Origin of the sequence: Alteromonas macleodii ATCC 27126 (genome assembly GCF_000172635.2) — a bacterium.
GTDB lineage: Bacteria > Pseudomonadota > Gammaproteobacteria > Enterobacterales > Alteromonadaceae > Alteromonas > Alteromonas macleodii.
The window spans coordinates 4613423-4632484 of sequence record NC_018632.1 but is presented as its reverse complement, the minus strand read 5'-3'; the positions used below and the strand labels follow the sequence as shown (position 1 = coordinate 4632484).

Below are 19062 nucleotides of genomic sequence, written 5' to 3'. Positions count from 1 at the left end.
TAAACGAAGTTCTACGCTAGAAATGCCTTCTATGTGACATAGGGCCTTGCCACTTATCTTGTAAGGCTCTCTGTGCTCTGTAAAGCCCAGAAACGTCGATTTGATCTAAGCACTGTAGCGCATAAGCTGTTGCTTCTAGCGTGGAAAGTGCATTGCTTAATGTCGTATGACGAATAGCATAGTTAGAAGTGGGTGCAGAAATGAAGTGAAACGCTGGTAACTTTGTTAACCATGGGTTCTGTTTAACTAGACCAAATGCTTGTTTCCAACTTCCATCTATTAGAATTAGCGTTGTGATCTCAGAACGTGCAACGGCATCGACATTTTCTATCGGTGTACTGCATTCACTTGGGTAAACAAGCACTGAATGTCGACGTGAGCAGTGTTCGGATAGGGATTGCATAGCGACGACATCATTAGCAAGTATGATTCGCGTCGAAGGAATACACAATGAAACTAAGCGCGCCGTATTCTTGGCGTGAAGTGCTTCTTTTTCGTGTTGAATTATCACAATCTCTAACGATGTATCTACTGTGTTAATGTGAGAGCAAATACAGGTTTTTTGAGGATATCCACAGTGTTCACAATAAAGGCGCATAACTGAATTTCTTTATTCTCTTTTGAACGTTTATCGCACTTATTAACTAAGTAACTTAATAGATAGGATAATATACAACATGCCGAATGAAGCAGTACAATCTCGAGTAGAGAAAACGCTTTCTTTAGTGCCTGAGGGACAGGTAATAAGTTACGCCTTGCTCGCTGACCTGTGTGGATTACCCGGCAGAGCTAGAATGATGGGAAAGTGTTTAAGAGAGATAAATGCTGACTGTCACTGGCATCGCGTACTACGTGCTGACGGTAAAATTGCTTTTCCTGCTGGCTCTGATAAAGCGGATGAGCAGCGAGAGCGATTAGCAGAGGAAGGTGTGGTCGTTAAAAACTACCGAGTGAATATGACGAAGTTTGGTTGGAAGCCAGATTTACACACTATACTAGTAGAGTTAGAGTACTGAGCTTTCACTTTTTATATGAAAGCAGTTAGCAAATATATGGCGATTAATATAGTGCAGTGCATATAAGATGATAAAAAAGATTACTATTGATCAGTTAGTGCCAGGCATGTTTGTTCATCAAATTTTAGAGCAAAAAGGTGCGTTGAGGGTTACGAGCCAAGGCCGCGTTACGTCTGATGACGTGGTTAAAACACTTAGAAAGCGAGGTGTGAAAACCCTCGCCATTGATACAGATAAGGCGTTTAACGTTGAGCAACCTAGCTCATCGGCCACTGTGGAAAAGCACCAAAACTCGCCTTCTGATCAGCCGGTAAAATCAAAAAAAGTATCACTAGAAAATGAGCTGGTAAGAGCCGCAAAGCTTCACGAGCAAGGAAAGGCAATTCAAAAGTTGTTACTTGCCAATGTACAAAAAGAGACGCCTTTTGATGCGAGTATTCCCAAAGCATTTTCAAATAAGTTAGTCGAGTCGGTAGATAGGAACCCCGATGCGTTGCTTTGTCTAACTAAAATTCGAGAAAAAGACGACTATTTACTAGAGCATTCTCTGAACGTCGCTATTTTACTCGCAAATTTTGGCAAGTATTTAGGGATGTCTGAAGAAGAGGTGCAAGACCTCTCCTATGCTGGCTTTCTACACGACTTGGGCAAAATCAAAATTCCAGATGAAATTCTTCATAAGCCAGGCCGCCTTACGGACAGCGAAATGGAGATCATGAAAGGTCATGTAAAGCACGGGGTCGACTATTTAAAAAGTACGGAAATTGCGCAGCCACTGATTCAAGCGATTAGTGAGCATCATGAGCGATTGGATGGCTTGGGCTACCCTGCTGGGACCAAAGGTGAGGATATTAGCCAAGCGGGCCGAATGCTTGCCATTGCCGACATGTACGATGCACTCACCGCGGACCGGGTGTATAAGGCCGGTATGTCTAGCCAAAAGGCATTCTCTATTTTGATGAGTGATGCGCCAACGCGTCTTGACCAGTCGCTTGTTCAACAGTTTATAAAGTGTCTGGGCGTTTATCCCGTAGGGAGCCTAGTTCTATTATCAAATGATAAATTAGCGATGGTGCTTGAACAGAGAGACTCCCCGCTTACGCCACTCGTAAAGGTTTTTTATTCGGTTCGCAGTAACCACTATCTAACGCCGAAAGATGTTGACCTATCATCGGATAAAACAGTCAGTATCAACAAAGCCGTCATAGCGTCTGACTATAAGATTGATGTGAACGCATTTTTTGAGCGCTCAGTTTCAATAGGCTAAAACGTTACTTTTTAGCAACACAGTGTAGTATTTACACTGTGTACCAACGCATTTTTTCTTCTTTATTCCAACGTTCATTTAGCTAACGTTCAGGTTTGATGTCCTACACTCCTCTAAACAAGAAGTGCTGTAGTGCCTTTGAGTGCTGATCTTAAGGAAAAGTTAAGCAGGAAACGAACTCGTGGCGCTCAGATACTCGTTGTTGCTTACATACAGAATATTTGCCAGTGGAACGCTAATTGCTATCACTGTAGTTGTTTAATGCAAAACTAACACTGAGCTTATTGAGAGTGGCAATGGATAAATGCAACTCATCAATATAAAGCTTTTAATTGAAATAAGAGGAAGTTATGAAAAAGACTCTTGCTGTAAGTTTGATTGCTGCGTCACTAACGGTAGCAGGTTGCGCAACTGATCCGAATAATACGCAAAAAGGTGCCGCTATTGGTGCGGTAGTAGGCGCATTGCTGGGTAAAGCGACAGGTGATAACGACAAAAGTCGTTATGCGTGGGGCGCTGCGGTAGGTGCAATCGCAGGTGGTGCGATAGGTAACTACATGGACAAACAGGAAGAAGAGCTTCGAAATGAGCTTTCTGATACTGGCGTTCAAGTTGTGCGAGAAGGCGATAATCTGCGATTGATCATGCCGGGCGACATTACCTTTGCTACTGACAGTTCTAGCATCAGCCCTAACTTCAATCCGGTTCTTCAAGACGTTGCCAAAGTCGTAAACAATTACGAAAAAACCGTTCTTATGATCAAAGGTCATACGGATGACACTGGCTCTGAGCAGTACAACCAGTCTTTATCTGAGCGTCGTGCAGGAGCGGTTAAGAATTTACTTATTAACTATTCTGTTAACCCGACGCGTATCACGACGGTAGGTATGGGCGAATACGCACCTAAAGTACCTAACAATAGTGCAGCAAACCGCTCGATGAACCGTCGAGTAGAGATGGAAATTCAACCACTCACACAGTCTAATACCTAAAGGTAGTTAAGACCCAAAGAGAAACAAAGGCCCCATTACGTCGGGGCTTTTTTTATCGCATGGTTTTAATTTGATTAGCAACGCTATCTGCAAGCGCGTTGGGGATAGGGATCGTTAAATGATATTGGGTTACTTTCCACTTCGCTCCCTCTTTTATTAATACACCCGTGCCTCGTGTTTCTCCCAGGCTTTCATTATCGAGCAGTTCATCGAACCAGGCTACATCGTGATTAGGGGAAAAATAGATATGCCTGTCTCGCGGGTGGTATGTCCATCCTCTGCCCTTGTCAAAGTGAGGTTTGGCATACGCCTTAAACGCTTCTTTGGTCCATACCTCAGATGCGTCGGTGCCAATAAAGATCGCGCTGTCGTGATACAAACCAAAATACTGCTCAAAGTCTGCAATAGACGCATTGTGATGTAGAGCATTAAGTGTCTGATTCACTGCGTCGCGGTCGTTGTTCGCAACGGCCGTCGTAGCAACAGCAAGCATGACCAGACCTAACAATAGATATTTCATAGTGACTCCGTTTTTCTTCTAGTATTTCTTATTATGCTGTTGAACGCATCATTAGTATATTCGAAGCAAATAATTGCCACTGTTTACTGCAATGTTATAGCATTGGGTTAATCGTTTAACTATCGATGCTGTGAGTGGCTAAAACTACCGCTAAATTCTGAACGAAGTTGTGTTGATAGCAAATATTTCCTCCTTGATGTAATGGCTAAAATGTCTTCTAGTATTCAACGAAACCGTATTCGAAGCATCGATATGATGCGTGGCTTGGTCATGCTCATTATGCTTATCGATCACGTGCGAGAGCGCTTTTTTCTGCATTTGCAGGTATCTGATCCTATGGATATCGATACTACGTCACCTTCTCTATTTTTCACACGGTTAGCCGCCCATTACTGCGCACCCACATTCGTGTTTTTAACGGGGCTGTCTGCATGGCTCTATGCCAATCCAATGAACTCAGCGAATAAGGCTAAGCCGACACGTAATGTCAGAGAGTTCTTAATTAAGCGTGGATTGTTTATTTTGTTCTTAGAGGTCACATTTATTACGTTTAGCTGGGGGGCGAGTTTCCAAACGCTTTATCTTCAGGTGATGTGGGCCATAGGTATCAGCATGATTGCTCTGGCTGTATTGAGTTATCTTCCAAGAACTCTGTTGCTCATTTTAGGCCTCTTAATTGTCTTTGGACATAATGCACTAACGCCAATTAGCTATGTTCCACATGAAACAGGCTATACGCTTTGGACAATGCTGCACGATAGAGGATATATACTTCAGTCAGCCGCCCTAAACATTAAAGTGAGTTATCCCGTGCTTCCTTGGATAGGGGTAATACTGCTCGGTTATGCATGTGGGCCTCTTTACAGTCAACAGCTTGATAAAGCGCGACGCGGTCGGTGGTTGCTTGGTTTATTTGCAGTGTCGCTCAGCCTATTTTTCCTACTTCGCGGTTTAAATATTTATGGTGAGACCTTGCCTTGGGAGCTACAACAAAGTGCCATCACTACGTTGATGTCATTACTTAATTTGACTAAGTACCCCCCGTCTTTAGCATTTTTGGTCTTTACACTGGCCGGCATGTTTCTATTGTTGTTTGCTTTCGAGCGCGTTAAGGATACGCAGTTTGCGTTTCTTGACACCTTTGGCTCGGTCCCGATGTTTTTCTACATCCTGCATTTGTACGTATTGCTGGTGATGTACGGTATTGCATTCTTTATTTGGGGGGCGAATAAAGGAAAATACGTGGGCGTAGACCATATTTGGCAAATATGGTTAATAGCTGCTGGCCTTAGTTTAGTGCTTTATTTCCCTGTTAAATGGTTTAGCGCCTATAAATCAAAGCACCACGCCCCTTGGCTTAAATACTTGTAAGACAGGCCTTCGCGTCTATTGTGGGTCGTATCATCATTAAGGTGGGTAGCAAAGTGCGCTATTGGGAGCGAAAGGTACTTAATCGAAAGTTTTAATTGAGAGTTTAGATGAAAGTCGGTTTTCGACTTACCAGCTTGGCTTCATCCTTCATGTTTTACCGTAGATTCCCGAACAACCAAGGAAGGTTCGAAATACAGCTGGACGTTATTAGCCTGACCATATACTTTATTAAGTATGTACTTGGCTGACATTTCAGCCATTTCCGCAATTGGGTTACTGACCGTGGTAAGACGAGGAAAACATGGTGGGCAAATACCACGTCATCGAAACCAACCACAGACAAGTCGTGGGGAAGGCTCATGCCTAAATCTCTCGCGCAGCTTATCGCACCCGATGCCATCCAATCGTTGGCGCACACTAAAGCCGTGAAAGGCACATCGCGCGCCATGAGCTCTAACAAGCCAATCTTCCCGTCTTCTTCAGAATAGTCGCCGTTAAATATCAACTGTGGGTTTATGGGCAACCCTGCTTCCGACAAGGCGCGTTTATGTCCTTCCAAGCGCAAGCTCGCGTCACACTTGTCAGTCGGTCCAGAAATATATGCAATGTCTTTATGGCCTAGCTCGAGTAAGTGGCGGGTAGCCAGATATCCACCCTTTTCATTATCGAGGCTAGTGCATGCCTCAGGTAGCCCTCCTACCTGTCTGTTAACCAAAGCAACGGGAAGTTTCGACTGGTTTAACTCCAATAAATACTCATCGGATAATGCTTCTGCATGCATGATGAGTGCATCGCAGTTACGGCTAATAAGAAACTCTACCGCATCTTTCTCTGTTTCTAGGCAATTTCGTCCTACCGAAATAATGACATGTTTATCTGCAGCGCGCAGCGTTGACTCTACTGCCTGCATCAGATCGCCAAAAAACGGGGCGTTGAGTTCAGGTACAAGTACCCCGACGCTGTCAGTGCGGTTATTTGCCAATGAACGAGCGACAGAGTTTGGACGGTAATTTAGCTCTTTAACCGCTTTCTCTACGCGTTCTTTCAGTACTTTGTTTACCGAAGCCTTACCATTTAATACGCGGGATACCGTAGATAAAGAAACACCTGCACGCTCGGCAACTTGATAAATGGTGGGCACGTGATAAGACCTCGTTCTCTAAAACAATCACTCTAACTGACTGTATTATGCCGATATCGGCGGTTGTTCGCTACGTCGAGAGAGTAAAGCTTGTGTAACTTCTTTTTGTTTTTCGTCATTTAATGGGTACAGACAGATTAACGCCGCGCCAGCAAAGCCAAATAGCGCCGGTATCCAACTCATTAAAGACTTCATACCTGGAAGCGTTTGATTAATTGTATTGATATCAAGACCGTTATAGCCATAGCTTCCCAATACTAGCAAGACGAGCGCCCCTGCGAAGCCTCCCCCTGTTTTTTGAACAAAAGAGCCTGCAGAGTAGACGAGTCCGGTGGCTCTTCGACCTGTCTTATATTCACTGTAGTCTGCCGAGTCTCCTAGCATAGAGAAAAATAAGGTAGGCAATATGGCTGCAAAAAACTCTGCACTGCAACCTAGAATGAATATGGCGCTCACGCTTTTCTGAGGAACAAAATAAATGCCAGAGGTCAATACGCTACTTGCTAACAGCGCGATAATAAAGAGCTTCTTGCGACCAAACATAGCGGCTAATTTGGACGTTGCTAATGCGCCGAAAATCGACACCACCAGCAGTGAAATGAAAAAGTAGCCTGTGAGTAGCTCATTGCCCATGTAATATTTGAAATAGTAGGCAATAACGCCATATTTGATGCCATTAAACATCATGGTTAGAAAACCCATTCCTAACAGAATTAGCCAGGGTTTATTGGAAAGCAGGTCGATAATATCCTGCTGAGAACGGGTGTTCTCGGCTTCCGGTCGGCGAGTTAACCGTTTAATTGCAATAGTAGTAAGCGCTAAAACAGTAATGAAGATTGCCCCAGTTAAAGCGTCTCGATAATAAAAGAAGGCGGTTATTGCTGAAAGAGGAACTAGAATTAACGGTAGTTGCTTTCCCAAGTCGATGAGTTCAGATGTTAGTGAACGAGGAGCGGGCGCTACTTGGGTACCTGTCTCTGTTTTTGGAGAGTCCAGTTTAGTGTCTTGAGGCTTTGAAACCTGCTGCAACGTAACGCGCTCTTTCGTGGTAAAAACTGTTACGCACATTAATATGACAAGCAACGTGGCAAACAACCACATGGTATATTGATACCCTACAGCAGTGTTCCCTTGGCCTAGTAAGTCCACCAGCATAGGCAAACATCCCATAACAAGCAGTCCACCAAAGAATGCCCCAGCAAAACGAAAGCCAGACAAACTTGTACGCTCTCTATCATCACTGGTCATCACGCCCATAAGCGCTGAGTACGGTACATTATTAACCGTATACGCTAAGGTTAGTCCGATGTAGGTCAGATAAGCGTAAATGAGTTTGCCTGAATACGAGAGATCAGGTGTGGTAAAGCAAAGGACCATGAAAAGGCCAAGAAAAGGAGTGGAGCCTAATATCCAAGGGCGAAACTTTCCCATCTTAGTCTGGGTTCTGTCAGCAATCATTCCCATGATAATATCGGTCACACCGTCAGAAAGACGAACGACAAGAAATAGCATCGCAGCTGCAGCGGCTGTAATACCGAACGTATCGGTATAAAATACCGCCAAATATGCAAGTGCGCCCCGCCAAACTAAATTGGCCGCAGCGTCGCCCATGCCATAACCCACTTTTTCTTTTAATGTCAGCTTATGGTTCATTGCTATTTCCACTGTTGTTATGTTCGACTTGCTATGAGCGCTTTATAAGCATTGGCGCTAAGTTTAAGCGTACGCTTTTGCGTTTCAAAATCCACATAAACTAGCCCAAATCGCTTTTCATATCCTTCCGCCCACTCGAAGTTATCAAGGAGACTCCATGCGAAGTAACCACTCACTTCTACTCCATCAATCACTGCGTTGTGTACCATGTTTAAATGGGCATTGTAGTAATCAACCCGATCAACATCATTAACAAGACCATCTTTGAGTTCGTCTGCCATTGCAGCACCATTTTCAGTTATAAAAATGGGAGGGAGCGTATATCGTTCGTTTAATGAAGTAAGTAAATCATAAAGCGCTTTTGGATAGATTTCCCAACCAATATCGGTCAATGGACCTTGATGAGGATGCTCGAAATACAATGCGCCTTTCTCTTTGGGCGCAGAATAGTGTAATCGCGTGTAGAAATTTACCCCTAAGAAATCGATGGGCTGACAGATTGTCTCCATATCACCAGCTTCAACTGGTGGTCTATCCGCTTCGTCTATATCAAATAACACTTCGGGGTAGCTTCCCTCCATTACAGGCTGCATATACCATTGGTTGATATAGTCATCTGCTTTGCGGGTGGCTAATAGGTCTTCTGTCTTTTGTGTGGCGGGGTAGCATGGCGTAAAATTCAATACTATACCGGCTTCGCTACTTGGGACATTTTTTCTAAGCACATTCATCCCAAGGCCGTGTGCTAGCAAAATGTGATGAGCCGCAGTTCTTCCGTATTTTCTACCCGTTCTGCCCGGGGCGTGTACGCCTATTTCATACCCTAAATAAGCACTGCAAAAAGGTTCATTGAACGTTGCATAGGAAAAAACGGACTCGCCTAACGCCTGTGTTATTTTGTCAACATAGTCTTCAAATGCAAAAGCAGTTTGTCGGTAAAGCCACCCACCCTTATCTTCCAGGTGTTGAGGGAGATCCCAGTGATAAAGGGTAACAAATGGCTTAATGCCTTTTTCATTTAACGCATCAACTAGCGTTTTATAAAAGGCAACGCCTTTTGGGTTTAGCTCACCTTCTTGAGTGATAACGCGCGGCCAAGAAATAGAGAAACGGTAAGCGTCTACATTTAAGTCTAACAAAATGTCGAAATCTTCTCTCCAGCGAGCAATATGATCACAGGCGACATCGCCATTGGAGTGATCAGCGATGGCTGAAGGCCGTTCACAAAATCTATCCCAAATACATTCGAGACGGTTATCGACATCCCCTTCTATCTGAAAACTTGACGTGGCAGTTCCATAAAGAAACGTATTTTTGAGTAAGGGACTGCCTGCGGGAAGCGAAATGCTGTTCATAAGTCGATAACCTTTTTCTTACTGCACAAATTCTAAACGGATGCTGGCAGTACAATGAATCTGAAATAACAAAGCGGTTTATAGCACAAATAAAAAACAATTAGAAAGCGCTTTCTCATATTTATGTCATTTTTACGTTAATGGAATTAAGTGACTGATAATATTTCTATGGCTATCACAGGAATCTAATAGATTTTTGTTTTTATTATAAGATGTTGAATATAATAGTTTTGTTCTTTTTTATGAGGAGTTTAGTGTTCTCCGATATAGTTGTTGCCTGTGAATTAATTGTAAAAAATGTGTTGATCTTAAACTTTTGTTGAATTAATGTTCGGAAAGCGCTTTCTTACGTCAGGGTGTTCTAGTTTCTCTTTGGGAAAGCCCTTTCTGGCAGCGCGTAAGGTTCACAACACACATAAAAGCCACTATTAAAGAGAGATAGACCGTGACACAAACAACACCAAATAAAAGCAAGATCGCAGCAAGTTTGTCATTGATACTCGGGACCGCTTTGAGTAGCGGTGTGATGTCATCTGCGACGGCGCAAGAAACAGAAAAAGACATAGAAGTTATTCAGGTATCAGGTATACGAAGTAGTGTTCAAGAGTCGATGGGTATCAAGCGTGACTCTGCTGGTGTTGTTGATGCCATCTCAGCAGAAGATATTGGTAAATTTCCTGATACTAACTTAGCAGAGTCACTACAGCGTATTACTGGTATTTCAATTAGTCGGAATAATGGTGAAGGAAGCCAAGTCACAGCGCGTGGTTTTGGACCTGACTTTAATATGGTAACGCTGAATGGACGTACGATGCCTGGTTCTGCGTTACCTGGTGGTGGCGGAGCAGCAAATTCTCGCGCCTTCGATTTTTCTGACCTTGCTTCTGAAAGTGTTAGAGCGGTTGAAGTGTACAAAACAGGTAGAGCGAGTATTGCAACTGGGGGGATTGGGGCTACGGTAAATATACGAACAGCACGTCCCTTTCAAGCATCTGACAATGGCATTACCGCAAGTGTAGGCGCAAAAGCACTGCATGATACGACTAACCGTGTAGGTGATGATGTTACGCCTGAAGTATCTGGCTTCATCAATTACCTTAATGATGACAATACCTTTGGCGTTACGTTTACCGGTTCATTCCAACAGCGTGACAGTGCTGCACAAGGTGCGTTTGTGAACGAGTGGCGCGTAAATCCATTTGATGGCACGGTGCCCCAATCACCTGATCCAGCGAACCCAGATAGCGGTGACCCAATTGTGCTGAACAACGCACCAGCCATGGGACAGCTTTTCGCCATTCCCTCAGATTTACGTTATTACATGGCAGACCGAGAGCGTGAAAGAACGAATGCACAGCTAACGTTCCAGTTTGCTCCTTCAGAAAAAATGACGGCCACGCTTGATTACACCTATTCAAAGCAAGACTTATATGAAGCTCGAGCCGAGCAATCGATATGGATGGATGATAGGTACTTCACCGAACTAACTTTTGATGATGAAACGGTAAAAACGCCAGTATTGATAACTCAAGAACGCCGAGATTTGCTACCTCGTGATCTAGGCTTGGCGCTTCAAGAACTAAACCAAGTCAACGAAAACAAGTCGATCGGCTTAAACCTTGAGTACTTCGTAAATGACGAGCTAACTCTAGTCTTCGACCTTCATAATTCGACGGCAGAAGGACGCCCAGATGCGCCCTATGGAACGTGGACAAATCTTGGTTTAGGCGCAAACGTAGTTAAAGGGCAAGGTGTCGATCTCAGAGGCGACTTCCCTATTATGTTCGTCGATTTTGACGATGAAGCTCGTGATAATCTTAACGGAAATGGCGTGCTTGACCAAGATGATGTAGGTACATCGATATTGGACATGAATTTCTCGTCGCAAGACACCGAAATTACTCAAGCTCGTCTTGATGGCTCTTACGTTATGGATACCGGAAGTATTAACTTTGGTATTGAGTCACGCTCAATGGAGAGCACATCGCTCCAATCTCTAACCCGCCACACCATGGGCAACTGGGGAATTGAGAACCCGGGTGAGCTTCCTGCTGGTTCTTTAACACCGCTGGATTTGGCGAGTGAGTTTAGCGATTTCAATACTGAGGGGATGTTCTCTCAGGGCTTTACCGGTAGCGTTGCGCAAATTGGTGCATTTGCTGCTCAAGAATACGGTTTTGATTTTCTTGCCAACAACCCGTTTGCAACTAACCGTACTATTGAAGAAGACATAACTGCGGTTTATTTCGAATTGGATTTATCTGGCGAGTTAAACGGCATGGAGTACAACCTGTTGGCAGGTGTACGCTACGAAAATACCGATGTAACTTCAATTGCAAATATAAGTTTACCTAGCGGCATTGCGTGGGAAGGTAATAATGACTTCAACGTCCGCTTTGGAAGCGACATGGAAGATGTTGAAGTTGAATCAAGTTACGACCATGTACTTCCTGCATTAGATTTCGATATCGAAGTTGTTGAAAACATGATTGCGCGATTCTCTTACAGTAAGACAATAGCGCGACCCACGTACAACAACTTGAGCGCCGCTGCGACAGTATCGCCTCAAAGCGGGCCGACAATTCTTACTGACAGCATTACCGCCACCGCGAGTTCAGGTAACCCATCGCTGATACCATTAGAATCAGACAACCTTGATCTTTCATTCGAATATTATTTCGATGAGACAAGCTATGTGTCGGTTGGTTTTTACGATAAGCGTGTTAAGAACTTTATCGGTAATGAACAAGTTGAAGAAAATATCTTTGGGTTGAGAGACGTTACCAATGGACCGCGTGCAGAGGCGGCTCGCGCTGAATTAGAGGCGCGTGGTATTCCAATTAATGACACGTCATTGTTTAACATGGTTGCTGCGATGGAAAACGGTATCGAGTATGACTCATTGACTGACGAACAGTTTGAGCAGCAATTCGATGTGCTGCCCAATAGCGAAGATCCGTTGATTACCTTCATTAACTCTAAACCTGTTAACAATAAAGCGGCGAATATTTACGGTTTCGAACTTGCTGCGCAGCACTTCTTTGGTGATAGCGGCTTCGGGGTACTGGCTAACTACACCACAGTGCAAGGTGATATTGGTTTTGATAATGACGCAAATCCATCGATAACTCAGTTTGCCCTTGTGGGACTAAGTGACACAGCAAACCTCATCTTGATGTATGAGAAAGATGCTTTGCAAGCGCGTATTGCCTACAACTGGCGTGATAAGTTCCTTGATACAACCTCTCAGTACATTAATGAGCCGGGCTATACCGAAGACTATTCACAAATAGACTTCAATGTTTCTTACGACATCACTGAAGATCTTACGGTGTCATTTGAAGGGATAAACATCACAGATGAAAATATCCGTAGACACGGCAGAACAAGTGCTATGTTGTGGAAATTAGATGAGCTTGGCGCTCGCTATGCACTGGGAGTTCGCTACAAGTTTTAACGATTGGGGTGTGTTTACCCGCTAAAGTGCTTAGGGTTGCGCTTTAGCGGGTTTTTTTGTCATAGTGCTGTTTGAATAGTAACCAGAAAAACGACTGAACATGTTTGTAGAAGTGCAGTGGGGCATATCGTGGTTCTTAACGTATGAGTGATAACGAAAGTCATAGCAGTATGCATCGGGTCGTCATTGTCGGTGGTGGTACGGCTGGGTGGCTTGCAGCAGGGATACTTGCCGCAAAACTAAGCGCGAATCACACCGTTACCTTGATAGAGTCACCCAACATCCCTTCTTTAGGTGTGGGCGAAGGCTCTTGGCCGTCACTGCGCGATACCCTTCTTGATATTGGTATTAGTGAAACGGAATTCTTAACGCTGTGTCATGGCGCTTTCAAGCAAGGCTCCAGCTTTGTTAATTGGCGTAAAGGCGGGCACTGCTATTATCATCCATTTACCGTTCCAACAGGCTACAACGAGCTCGATATTTATACATGTTGGAAATCAATCGCACCAAACACATCGTACGAAGATGTGTTTTCGTTACAAGCCGCCATGTGTGCCGCAGGCAAGGCGCCAAAGCAAATTGCTACGCCGGACTACGCCCATGTGCTCAATTACGGTTACCATTTCGACGCCACAAAGTTTGCTGAGCTGTTAAAAAATCATTGCGTAGACAAGTTAAATGTCGCTCACGTCGTTGGTCATGTTGACAGTGTTCACTCTCATCAAAACGGAGATATTGAAAGCGTATCAACAAAGGACGGGAAAAAAATAGTTGGCGATCTATTTATTGACTGTTCAGGCCACAGCGGCCTGCTCATCAATAAACACTTTGCTATTCCTTGGATACCCGTTAAGCGCACAATGCTCAATGATCGCGCTGTTGCGCTTCAAGTGCCTTATTCAAACGAAGATGCTGAAATAAAAAGTACCACAGTGGCCACTGCACAAACCTGTGGGTGGACGTGGGATATTGCGTTGCAGCACCGCCGAGGTGTAGGCCTAGTTTACTCTTCTCAATTCACAGATGAAGATCAAGCAAAGCAGGTGCTGATTGACTACGTTCGTGAACGTTACCCTAGTGCACAAGATGCAGAGCTTTCTTTTCGTACACTCTCCTTTGAGCCTGGCTATAGATCACAGTTTTGGGTAAAAAACTGTTTGAGTTTAGGTATGTCTTCGGGGTTTGTTGAACCGCTTGAAGCATCAGCCATTGCTATGGTCGAGCTTGGCTTACGTATGCTCTGTGAGGCTTTTCCGCAAAACAAAGCACACATGGAAATAGTCAGTAAGCGCTACAACTCGCGCTTTGCATATCGCTGGCAGCGCGTTATCGACTTTCTAAAACTACATTATGCTTTAAGCGATAGAGAAGAGCCGTATTGGTTAGCGCAAAGAGATAAGGCGTCCATACCCGATTCTCTCGCTGAATTGCTTGAACTGTGGAAGTATCAAAGCCCTTCACGCTTAGATCTTATCGAGAACGAAGAGATTTTCCCCTCTGCTAGCTATCAGTATGTACTATATGGAATGGGCTTTTCTTCTTCTACATCGCCTTTACGGCCAAATGAAGAGCATAAGCGTAAAGCAGTTCACATTCGCGAAACCTTACAACAAACTAAAAACGCTTATCTGCAGGGATTGCCGTCTAACAGAGTTTTGCTCAATGATATTGCAAAGCGCTACAGCAACGAAAAACAACACGTGCCCTCGCATGCTCAACGTGAAAAGAACGAGCACGCTTCAGCTTCGAGTTGTAATGACACAAAAAATACTTCAGATAAAAAGGACACCTCTTATGACCGTATCGGGTTTAGATAGCAGTAAAAATCAAACGCCCGTTAAGAACGTAGTCATTGCGGGTGGCGGTACTGCGGGATGGATGGCGGCCACAGCGCTGTCACGGCTTTTGGGTAAGTCAATAAACGTTACGTTAGTCGAGTCGAAAGATATTGGTATTGTAGGTGTGGGCGAGGCGACTATTCCGCCTATTAGAACATTTCACAAGTTGCTTGGCATCGACGAAAAAGCATTTATGCGTGCCACACAAGCCACGTTCAAACTGGGTATTGAGTTTGAAAATTGGCGTGAACAAGGTCACAGCTATATTCATTCTTTTGGTATAACCGGAAGAGAGTGTTGGGCTGGCGAGTTTCACCATTTTTGGCTGAGGGCTAAAGAATACGGATTTGGTGGTGAATTTGGTGATTATTGCCCGGAACTTATTGCCGCTAAACAGAGCAAGTTCGCCACATCAGAAGCCATGCCGCTTAACTTTGCCTATCATTTTGATGCCGTTGCTTACGGTCGATTTTTAAAGTCTCTAGCGTGTGATGCTGGGGTAACTCACAAGGAAGGAGATATAGAAAAGGTCGTAGTATGCCCGCAATCAGGCAACATCCAGTCCCTTCGATTAGCAAGCGATGAAGTCATAGATGGCGACTTTTTCATAGACTGTACAGGCTTTAAAGGGCTGCTTATTGAACAAGCCCTTCACACCGGTTACGACGATTGGCGACACTATCTTTTCTGCGATAGTGCGGTAGCTATGCAAACTGAGCTTACAGCCCCACCTGTGCCATACACCAAAAGTGTGGCACATCAGGCCGGTTGGCGCTGGCAAATACCTCTTCAAGAACGAATGGGTAATGGATTGGTATTTTGTAGCCGATTTATGAGCGATGAAGACGCCATCAATACACTTAAATCGCAGGTGACAGGCGCGCCCATTAATGAGCCGAGAGTGATTCGTTTTACTCCTGGAAAACGCAGGCGTGGTTGGAATAAAAACTGCGTGGCGCTAGGGCTATCCAGTGGCTTTATTGAGCCTTTAGAGTCGACCAGTATCCATCTAATCATGACTGGCCTTATACGCTTAATGCGCCTATTCCCTTTCGATGGCATAACCCAAAGCGCAATCGACGAATACAATAATAAGTTTGATAGCGAAATGTCGGCCATACTCGATTTTATTGTTATGCATTACAAGGTGACACAGCGCGAGGACAGCCCCTTTTGGCAGCAGTGTCAACGCATGGATATTCCGTCTTCTCTTAAACATAAATTGGATTTGTTTGCTGAATCTGGCCGTGTATTTTTAGATGACGGAGATATTTTCCGTGTTGATTCCTGGACCCAAGTATTAATGGGCCAAGGCATGACACCTAGCCAGTATCATCGTGTTGCCGATGAGATGAGTGAACAGTCACTTAAGCAGTTTATGGCAGGATTAAAGCAGCAGGTGGATAATCACGTAGCTAAACTCCCCTCGCACGAGGCCTTCTTAACACAGTATCTGAGATGAGTTATTAGAAGCGTTAGATGTTGGCGGCAGGTAGCGCGTCAACAGTGACTTAAGCAGCTCGTAACCGACGAGCTACCAAACGCCCTACAGAAGTCTCAAACCCAGCTAGAAAGCTGGGTTTGGTGTTATTTATTGAATGAGTTTGAGTCTGCTTTTTAATTACTCAATATTCTGAATTTGCTCGCGCATCTGCTCAATCAGGACTTTAAGTTCAACCGCCGATTGTGTGATGTCGGTGCTGATAGACTTTGAACCTAACGTGTTCGATTCGCGGTTAAACTCCTGCATCATGAAATCAAGACGGCGGCCTACTGCTCCACCGTTTTTAAGGATATTGCGGGTTTCCTTAACGTGAGCATTCAGACGATCTAACTCTTCTGCCACGTCTACTTTTTGCGCCAGCATGATCATTTCTTGTTCAAAACGGCCTGCATCAAGTTCAACCTTTGCTTCTTCAAAGCGGGTTTGCACTTTTTCTCGCTGCCACACCATGATTTCAGGCATACGCGCGGCTACTTTTTCAGCTTCCACTTCAATGGCATCTAGGCGCTGCGTGATCATACCTTTAAGGGCTTCCCCTTCGGTAGCGCGGGCACTAATAAAATCGTTAAGAGCTTGGTCGAACGCGGCCATTACGTCAGCGTGGATGGCGTCCATATCGGCTTCTTCCGCTGCAATTACCCCAGGCCAGCGCAAAACGTCTAGTGGGTTAACCCCCGTGGATTGGCCATGGGATTGCACCCAGTCAGCGGCGTGAAGCACTTGCTTAGCCAACTCTTCATTTAAGCTTAGCTTAGTTACAGCAGCATCGTTGGCAGTAAAACGCAGCGCACATTCCACCTTACCTCGGGCTAGCTTTTTACGGAATCGTTCACGTAAAACCGGCTCCAATGAGCGAAACTGTTCCGGCAGGCGAAAGTAAGTTTCTAAAAAGCGTTGGTTGACCGAGCGTATTTCCCACACGGCTGAGCCCCACTCTTTTTTGGTTTCTACGCGTGCAAACGCTGTCATGCTGTAAATCATAAATATCCTTTAAATTTAACTGAAAGCCTGCAAAAACAACCCGAACGTCGTGTTGTATACGTGAATATCTACAGCAGGTTTTCTTGTATTTTGTATATTAGCGCACATTTACGTAATTCAATAAGCAAACATGTAAAGTTCGTTTTTAACGGCCGCGGGTATTGCGTTATACTTAGGCGCAATTTCGTAGCTACATCGAATTTATAGGTTTTGACCGCGAATTGGGCTTTCTATTCACATATCGCCAATAAAACCTGTAAAGCGCTACCCTTTTTTAAGCACTTACGTTGTGGAGAACACTATGCGTCCAAGCGGCAGAACCGCCAGTCAAATTCGCCCTGTTACAATTACTCGCCAATACACTTGTCACGCAGAAGGCTCTGTTCTTGTAGAGTTTGGTAACACTAAGGTGTTGTGTAATGCGACGGTAGAAGAAGGTGTGCCACGCTTTATGAAGGGCCAAGGGAAAGGCTGGATTACAGCTGAGTACAGCATGCTTCCACGTGCTACTCATACGCGAAGCGGCCGTGAAGCGGCGCGCGGTAAACAAGGCGGCCGCACGTTAGAGATCCAGCGTCTAATTGCGCGTTCACTACGCGCAGCGGTAGATTTAAAACTTCTGGGCGAAAACACCATTACGTTAGACTGCGACGTTATTCAGGCCGACGGCGGTACGCGTACAGCGTCAATTACCGGTGCGTGTGTAGCTCTTGTTGATGCACTTACTTACATGCGTGCAAAAGGCATTATCAAAACTAACCCGCTTAAACATATGATTGCCGCCCTTTCAGTAGGTATTTACGAAGGTACGCCAATCGCTGACCTTGAGTACACCGAAGACTCTGAGGCAGAAACAGATATGAACATTGTAATGACCGAAACCGGCAAGCTGATTGAAGTTCAAGGTACTGCAGAGGGCGAACCGTTCTCGTTTGAAGAGCTTGACGAGATGCTGAAAATTGGTAAGCACGGTTTACGTGAATTGTTCGACATTCAAAAAGCGGCGCTAGCGTAAGCGAGTCATCGACACGTAGTTAGAACCAACGCGTAAATTAGAAATTAAGAGGTCATCATGAAAGCGTTTCAGCGTGATTTTATCGAGTTTGCCATTGAGCGTGGCGTACTGAAATTTGGCGAATTCACTTTAAAGTCAGGCCGCGTTAGCCCGTACTTTTTTAATGCAGGTTTGTTTAATCGCGGTGGCGATTTGGCTAAGTTGGGGCGTTTTTACGCTGATGCGTTAATGGACGCAGGCGTTGCGTTCGATGTACTTTTTGGTCCAGCCTATAAGGGCATTCCTATTGCGACAACAACAGCCGTTGCATTGGCCGATAGCCACGACCTTGATGTCCCTTATTGCTTCAACCGCAAAGAAGCGAAAACCCACGGTGAAGGCGGCAATCTAGTAGGCAGCCCACTAGAAGGTAAGGTTATGCTGGTGGATGACGTGATCACTGCGGGTACGGCTATTCGCGAATCGATGACCTTAATCGAGCAGCAGCAGGCTAGCTTGTCTGGCGTGCTGATTGCGCTAGACAGACAAGAGCGCGGTAATGGCGAACTGTCAGCTATTCAAGAGGTCGAGCGCGATTTTGGCACTCAGGTTATCTCTATTGTATCGCTTGCCGATGTCGTGGCTTATCTGACCGAGAAAGGCGGGTTTGATAGCGAAATCAGCGCCATTAACACCTATCGTGAAAATTATGGCATCTGATTTTGACAGCGCATTTAGCGCGGCTAGTCAGCATTTAGATGCGCTAGGATTGCGTTGCCCAGAGCCAGTAATGATGGTGCGTCTGAATATTCGAAAGCTGGCCGATGGGGAAACTTTATCGGTCACGGCTGACGATCCCTCAACGGCCAGAGATATTCCTAGCTTTTGCCGCTTTATGGACCACACGCTGGTTGCGTCTCAAACCGAGACCATGCCTTACCAATACGTTATTAAGAAAGGGCGCGCTTGAGCG

At 44.9% G+C, this 19062-nt stretch carries 15 protein-coding genes and 1 pseudogene; 10 read left to right on the top strand and 6 right to left on the bottom strand.

Annotated features, from left to right (window positions below):
* Positions 1-16: 16 nt before the first annotated feature.
* A complete protein-coding gene (locus MASE_RS19675) occupies positions 17-598 on the bottom strand; it encodes a tRNA-uridine aminocarboxypropyltransferase (RefSeq protein WP_014951445.1) in 582 nt (193 codons plus the stop codon).
* 79 nt (positions 599-677) lie between these two features.
* Here MASE_RS19675 and MASE_RS19670 point away from each other — a divergent pair, with 79 nt between their 5' ends.
* The 3 genes from MASE_RS19670 (at position 678) to MASE_RS19660 (ending at position 3275) form a co-directional block, all read left to right on the top strand.
* Positions 678-1016 carry an MGMT family protein gene (locus MASE_RS19670; RefSeq protein WP_014951444.1) on the top strand — a complete coding sequence of 113 codons (339 nt, stop codon included), beginning with the start codon at positions 678-680 and terminating at the stop codon, positions 1014-1016.
* Between the two features lie 67 nt (positions 1017-1083).
* Positions 1084-2283: an HD-GYP domain-containing protein gene (locus MASE_RS19665; protein WP_014951443.1), complete on the top strand. Its 1200-nt coding sequence runs from the start codon at positions 1084-1086 to the stop codon at positions 2281-2283.
* 350 nt (positions 2284-2633) lie between these two features.
* Positions 2634-3275, top strand: coding sequence for an OmpA family protein (locus MASE_RS19660; RefSeq protein WP_014951442.1), 642 nt, complete (start codon positions 2634-2636; stop codon positions 3273-3275).
* A 52-nt stretch (positions 3276-3327) separates the two neighbouring features.
* Here the strand turns inward: MASE_RS19660 and MASE_RS19655 are convergent, their stop codons facing one another.
* Positions 3328-3795 carry a nuclear transport factor 2 family protein gene (locus tag MASE_RS19655; protein WP_014951441.1) on the bottom strand — a complete coding sequence of 156 codons (468 nt, stop codon included), beginning with the start codon at positions 3793-3795 and terminating at the stop codon, positions 3328-3330.
* 201 nt (positions 3796-3996) lie between these two features.
* On the opposite strand from MASE_RS19655, the gene MASE_RS19650 reads away from it, so the two are divergent.
* Positions 3997-5166, top strand: coding sequence for a DUF1624 domain-containing protein (locus MASE_RS19650; RefSeq protein ID WP_014951440.1), 1170 nt, complete (start codon positions 3997-3999; stop codon positions 5164-5166).
* Between the two features lie 140 nt (positions 5167-5306).
* Here the strand turns inward: MASE_RS19650 and MASE_RS19645 are convergent.
* From MASE_RS19645 to MASE_RS19635, 3 genes and pseudogenes are all read right to left on the bottom strand, one after another.
* A pseudogene (locus MASE_RS19645) lies at positions 5307-6307 on the bottom strand (LacI family DNA-binding transcriptional regulator).
* Between the two features lie 45 nt (positions 6308-6352).
* Positions 6353-7960: an MFS transporter gene (locus tag MASE_RS19640; protein WP_014951438.1), complete on the bottom strand. Its 1608-nt coding sequence runs from the start codon at positions 7958-7960 to the stop codon at positions 6353-6355.
* 17 nt (positions 7961-7977) lie between these two features.
* Entirely contained in the window at positions 7978-9315 is a 1338-nt protein-coding gene (locus MASE_RS19635; protein ID WP_014951437.1) for a GH1 family beta-glucosidase, read from the bottom strand.
* Between the two features lie 526 nt (positions 9316-9841).
* On the opposite strand from MASE_RS19635, the gene MASE_RS19630 reads away from it, so the two are divergent.
* From MASE_RS19630 to MASE_RS19620, 3 genes are all read left to right on the top strand, one after another.
* Complete coding sequence (locus MASE_RS19630; protein WP_014951436.1) at positions 9842-12772, top strand: TonB-dependent receptor; 2931 nt, start codon at positions 9842-9844, stop codon at positions 12770-12772.
* A 143-nt stretch (positions 12773-12915) separates the two neighbouring features.
* Positions 12916-14589, top strand: coding sequence for a tryptophan halogenase family protein (locus MASE_RS19625; protein ID WP_014951435.1), 1674 nt, complete (start codon positions 12916-12918; stop codon positions 14587-14589).
* Positions 14567-16072, top strand: a complete 1506-nt coding sequence (locus tag MASE_RS19620; RefSeq protein ID WP_014951434.1) for a tryptophan halogenase family protein — start codon at positions 14567-14569, stop codon at positions 16070-16072. The genes MASE_RS19625 and MASE_RS19620 overlap by 23 nt, the downstream gene beginning before the upstream one ends.
* A gap of 159 nt (positions 16073-16231) precedes the next feature.
* On the opposite strand, the gene MASE_RS19615 is transcribed toward MASE_RS19620, so the two are convergent.
* Entirely contained in the window at positions 16232-17095 is an 864-nt protein-coding gene (locus MASE_RS19615) for a YicC/YloC family endoribonuclease (RefSeq protein WP_014951433.1), read from the bottom strand.
* Positions 17096-17396: 301 nt separating this feature from the next.
* Between MASE_RS19615 and rph the strand changes: the two genes are divergently transcribed.
* The 3 genes from rph to tusA are packed head-to-tail and all read left to right on the top strand — an operon-like array spanning position 17397 to position 19059.
* Positions 17397-18110 carry a ribonuclease PH gene (rph, locus tag MASE_RS19610; RefSeq protein ID WP_014951432.1) on the top strand — a complete coding sequence of 238 codons (714 nt, stop codon included), beginning with the start codon at positions 17397-17399 and terminating at the stop codon, positions 18108-18110.
* A 57-nt stretch (positions 18111-18167) separates the two neighbouring features.
* Positions 18168-18809, top strand: a complete 642-nt coding sequence (gene pyrE / locus MASE_RS19605; protein WP_014951431.1) for an orotate phosphoribosyltransferase — start codon at positions 18168-18170, stop codon at positions 18807-18809.
* Positions 18799-19059 (top strand): sulfurtransferase TusA, encoded by a 261-nt coding sequence (gene tusA / locus MASE_RS19600; RefSeq protein WP_014951430.1) that lies wholly within the window; start codon positions 18799-18801, stop codon positions 19057-19059. Before pyrE ends, tusA begins: the two co-directional genes overlap by 11 nt.
* Positions 19060-19062: the final 3 nt, after the last annotated feature.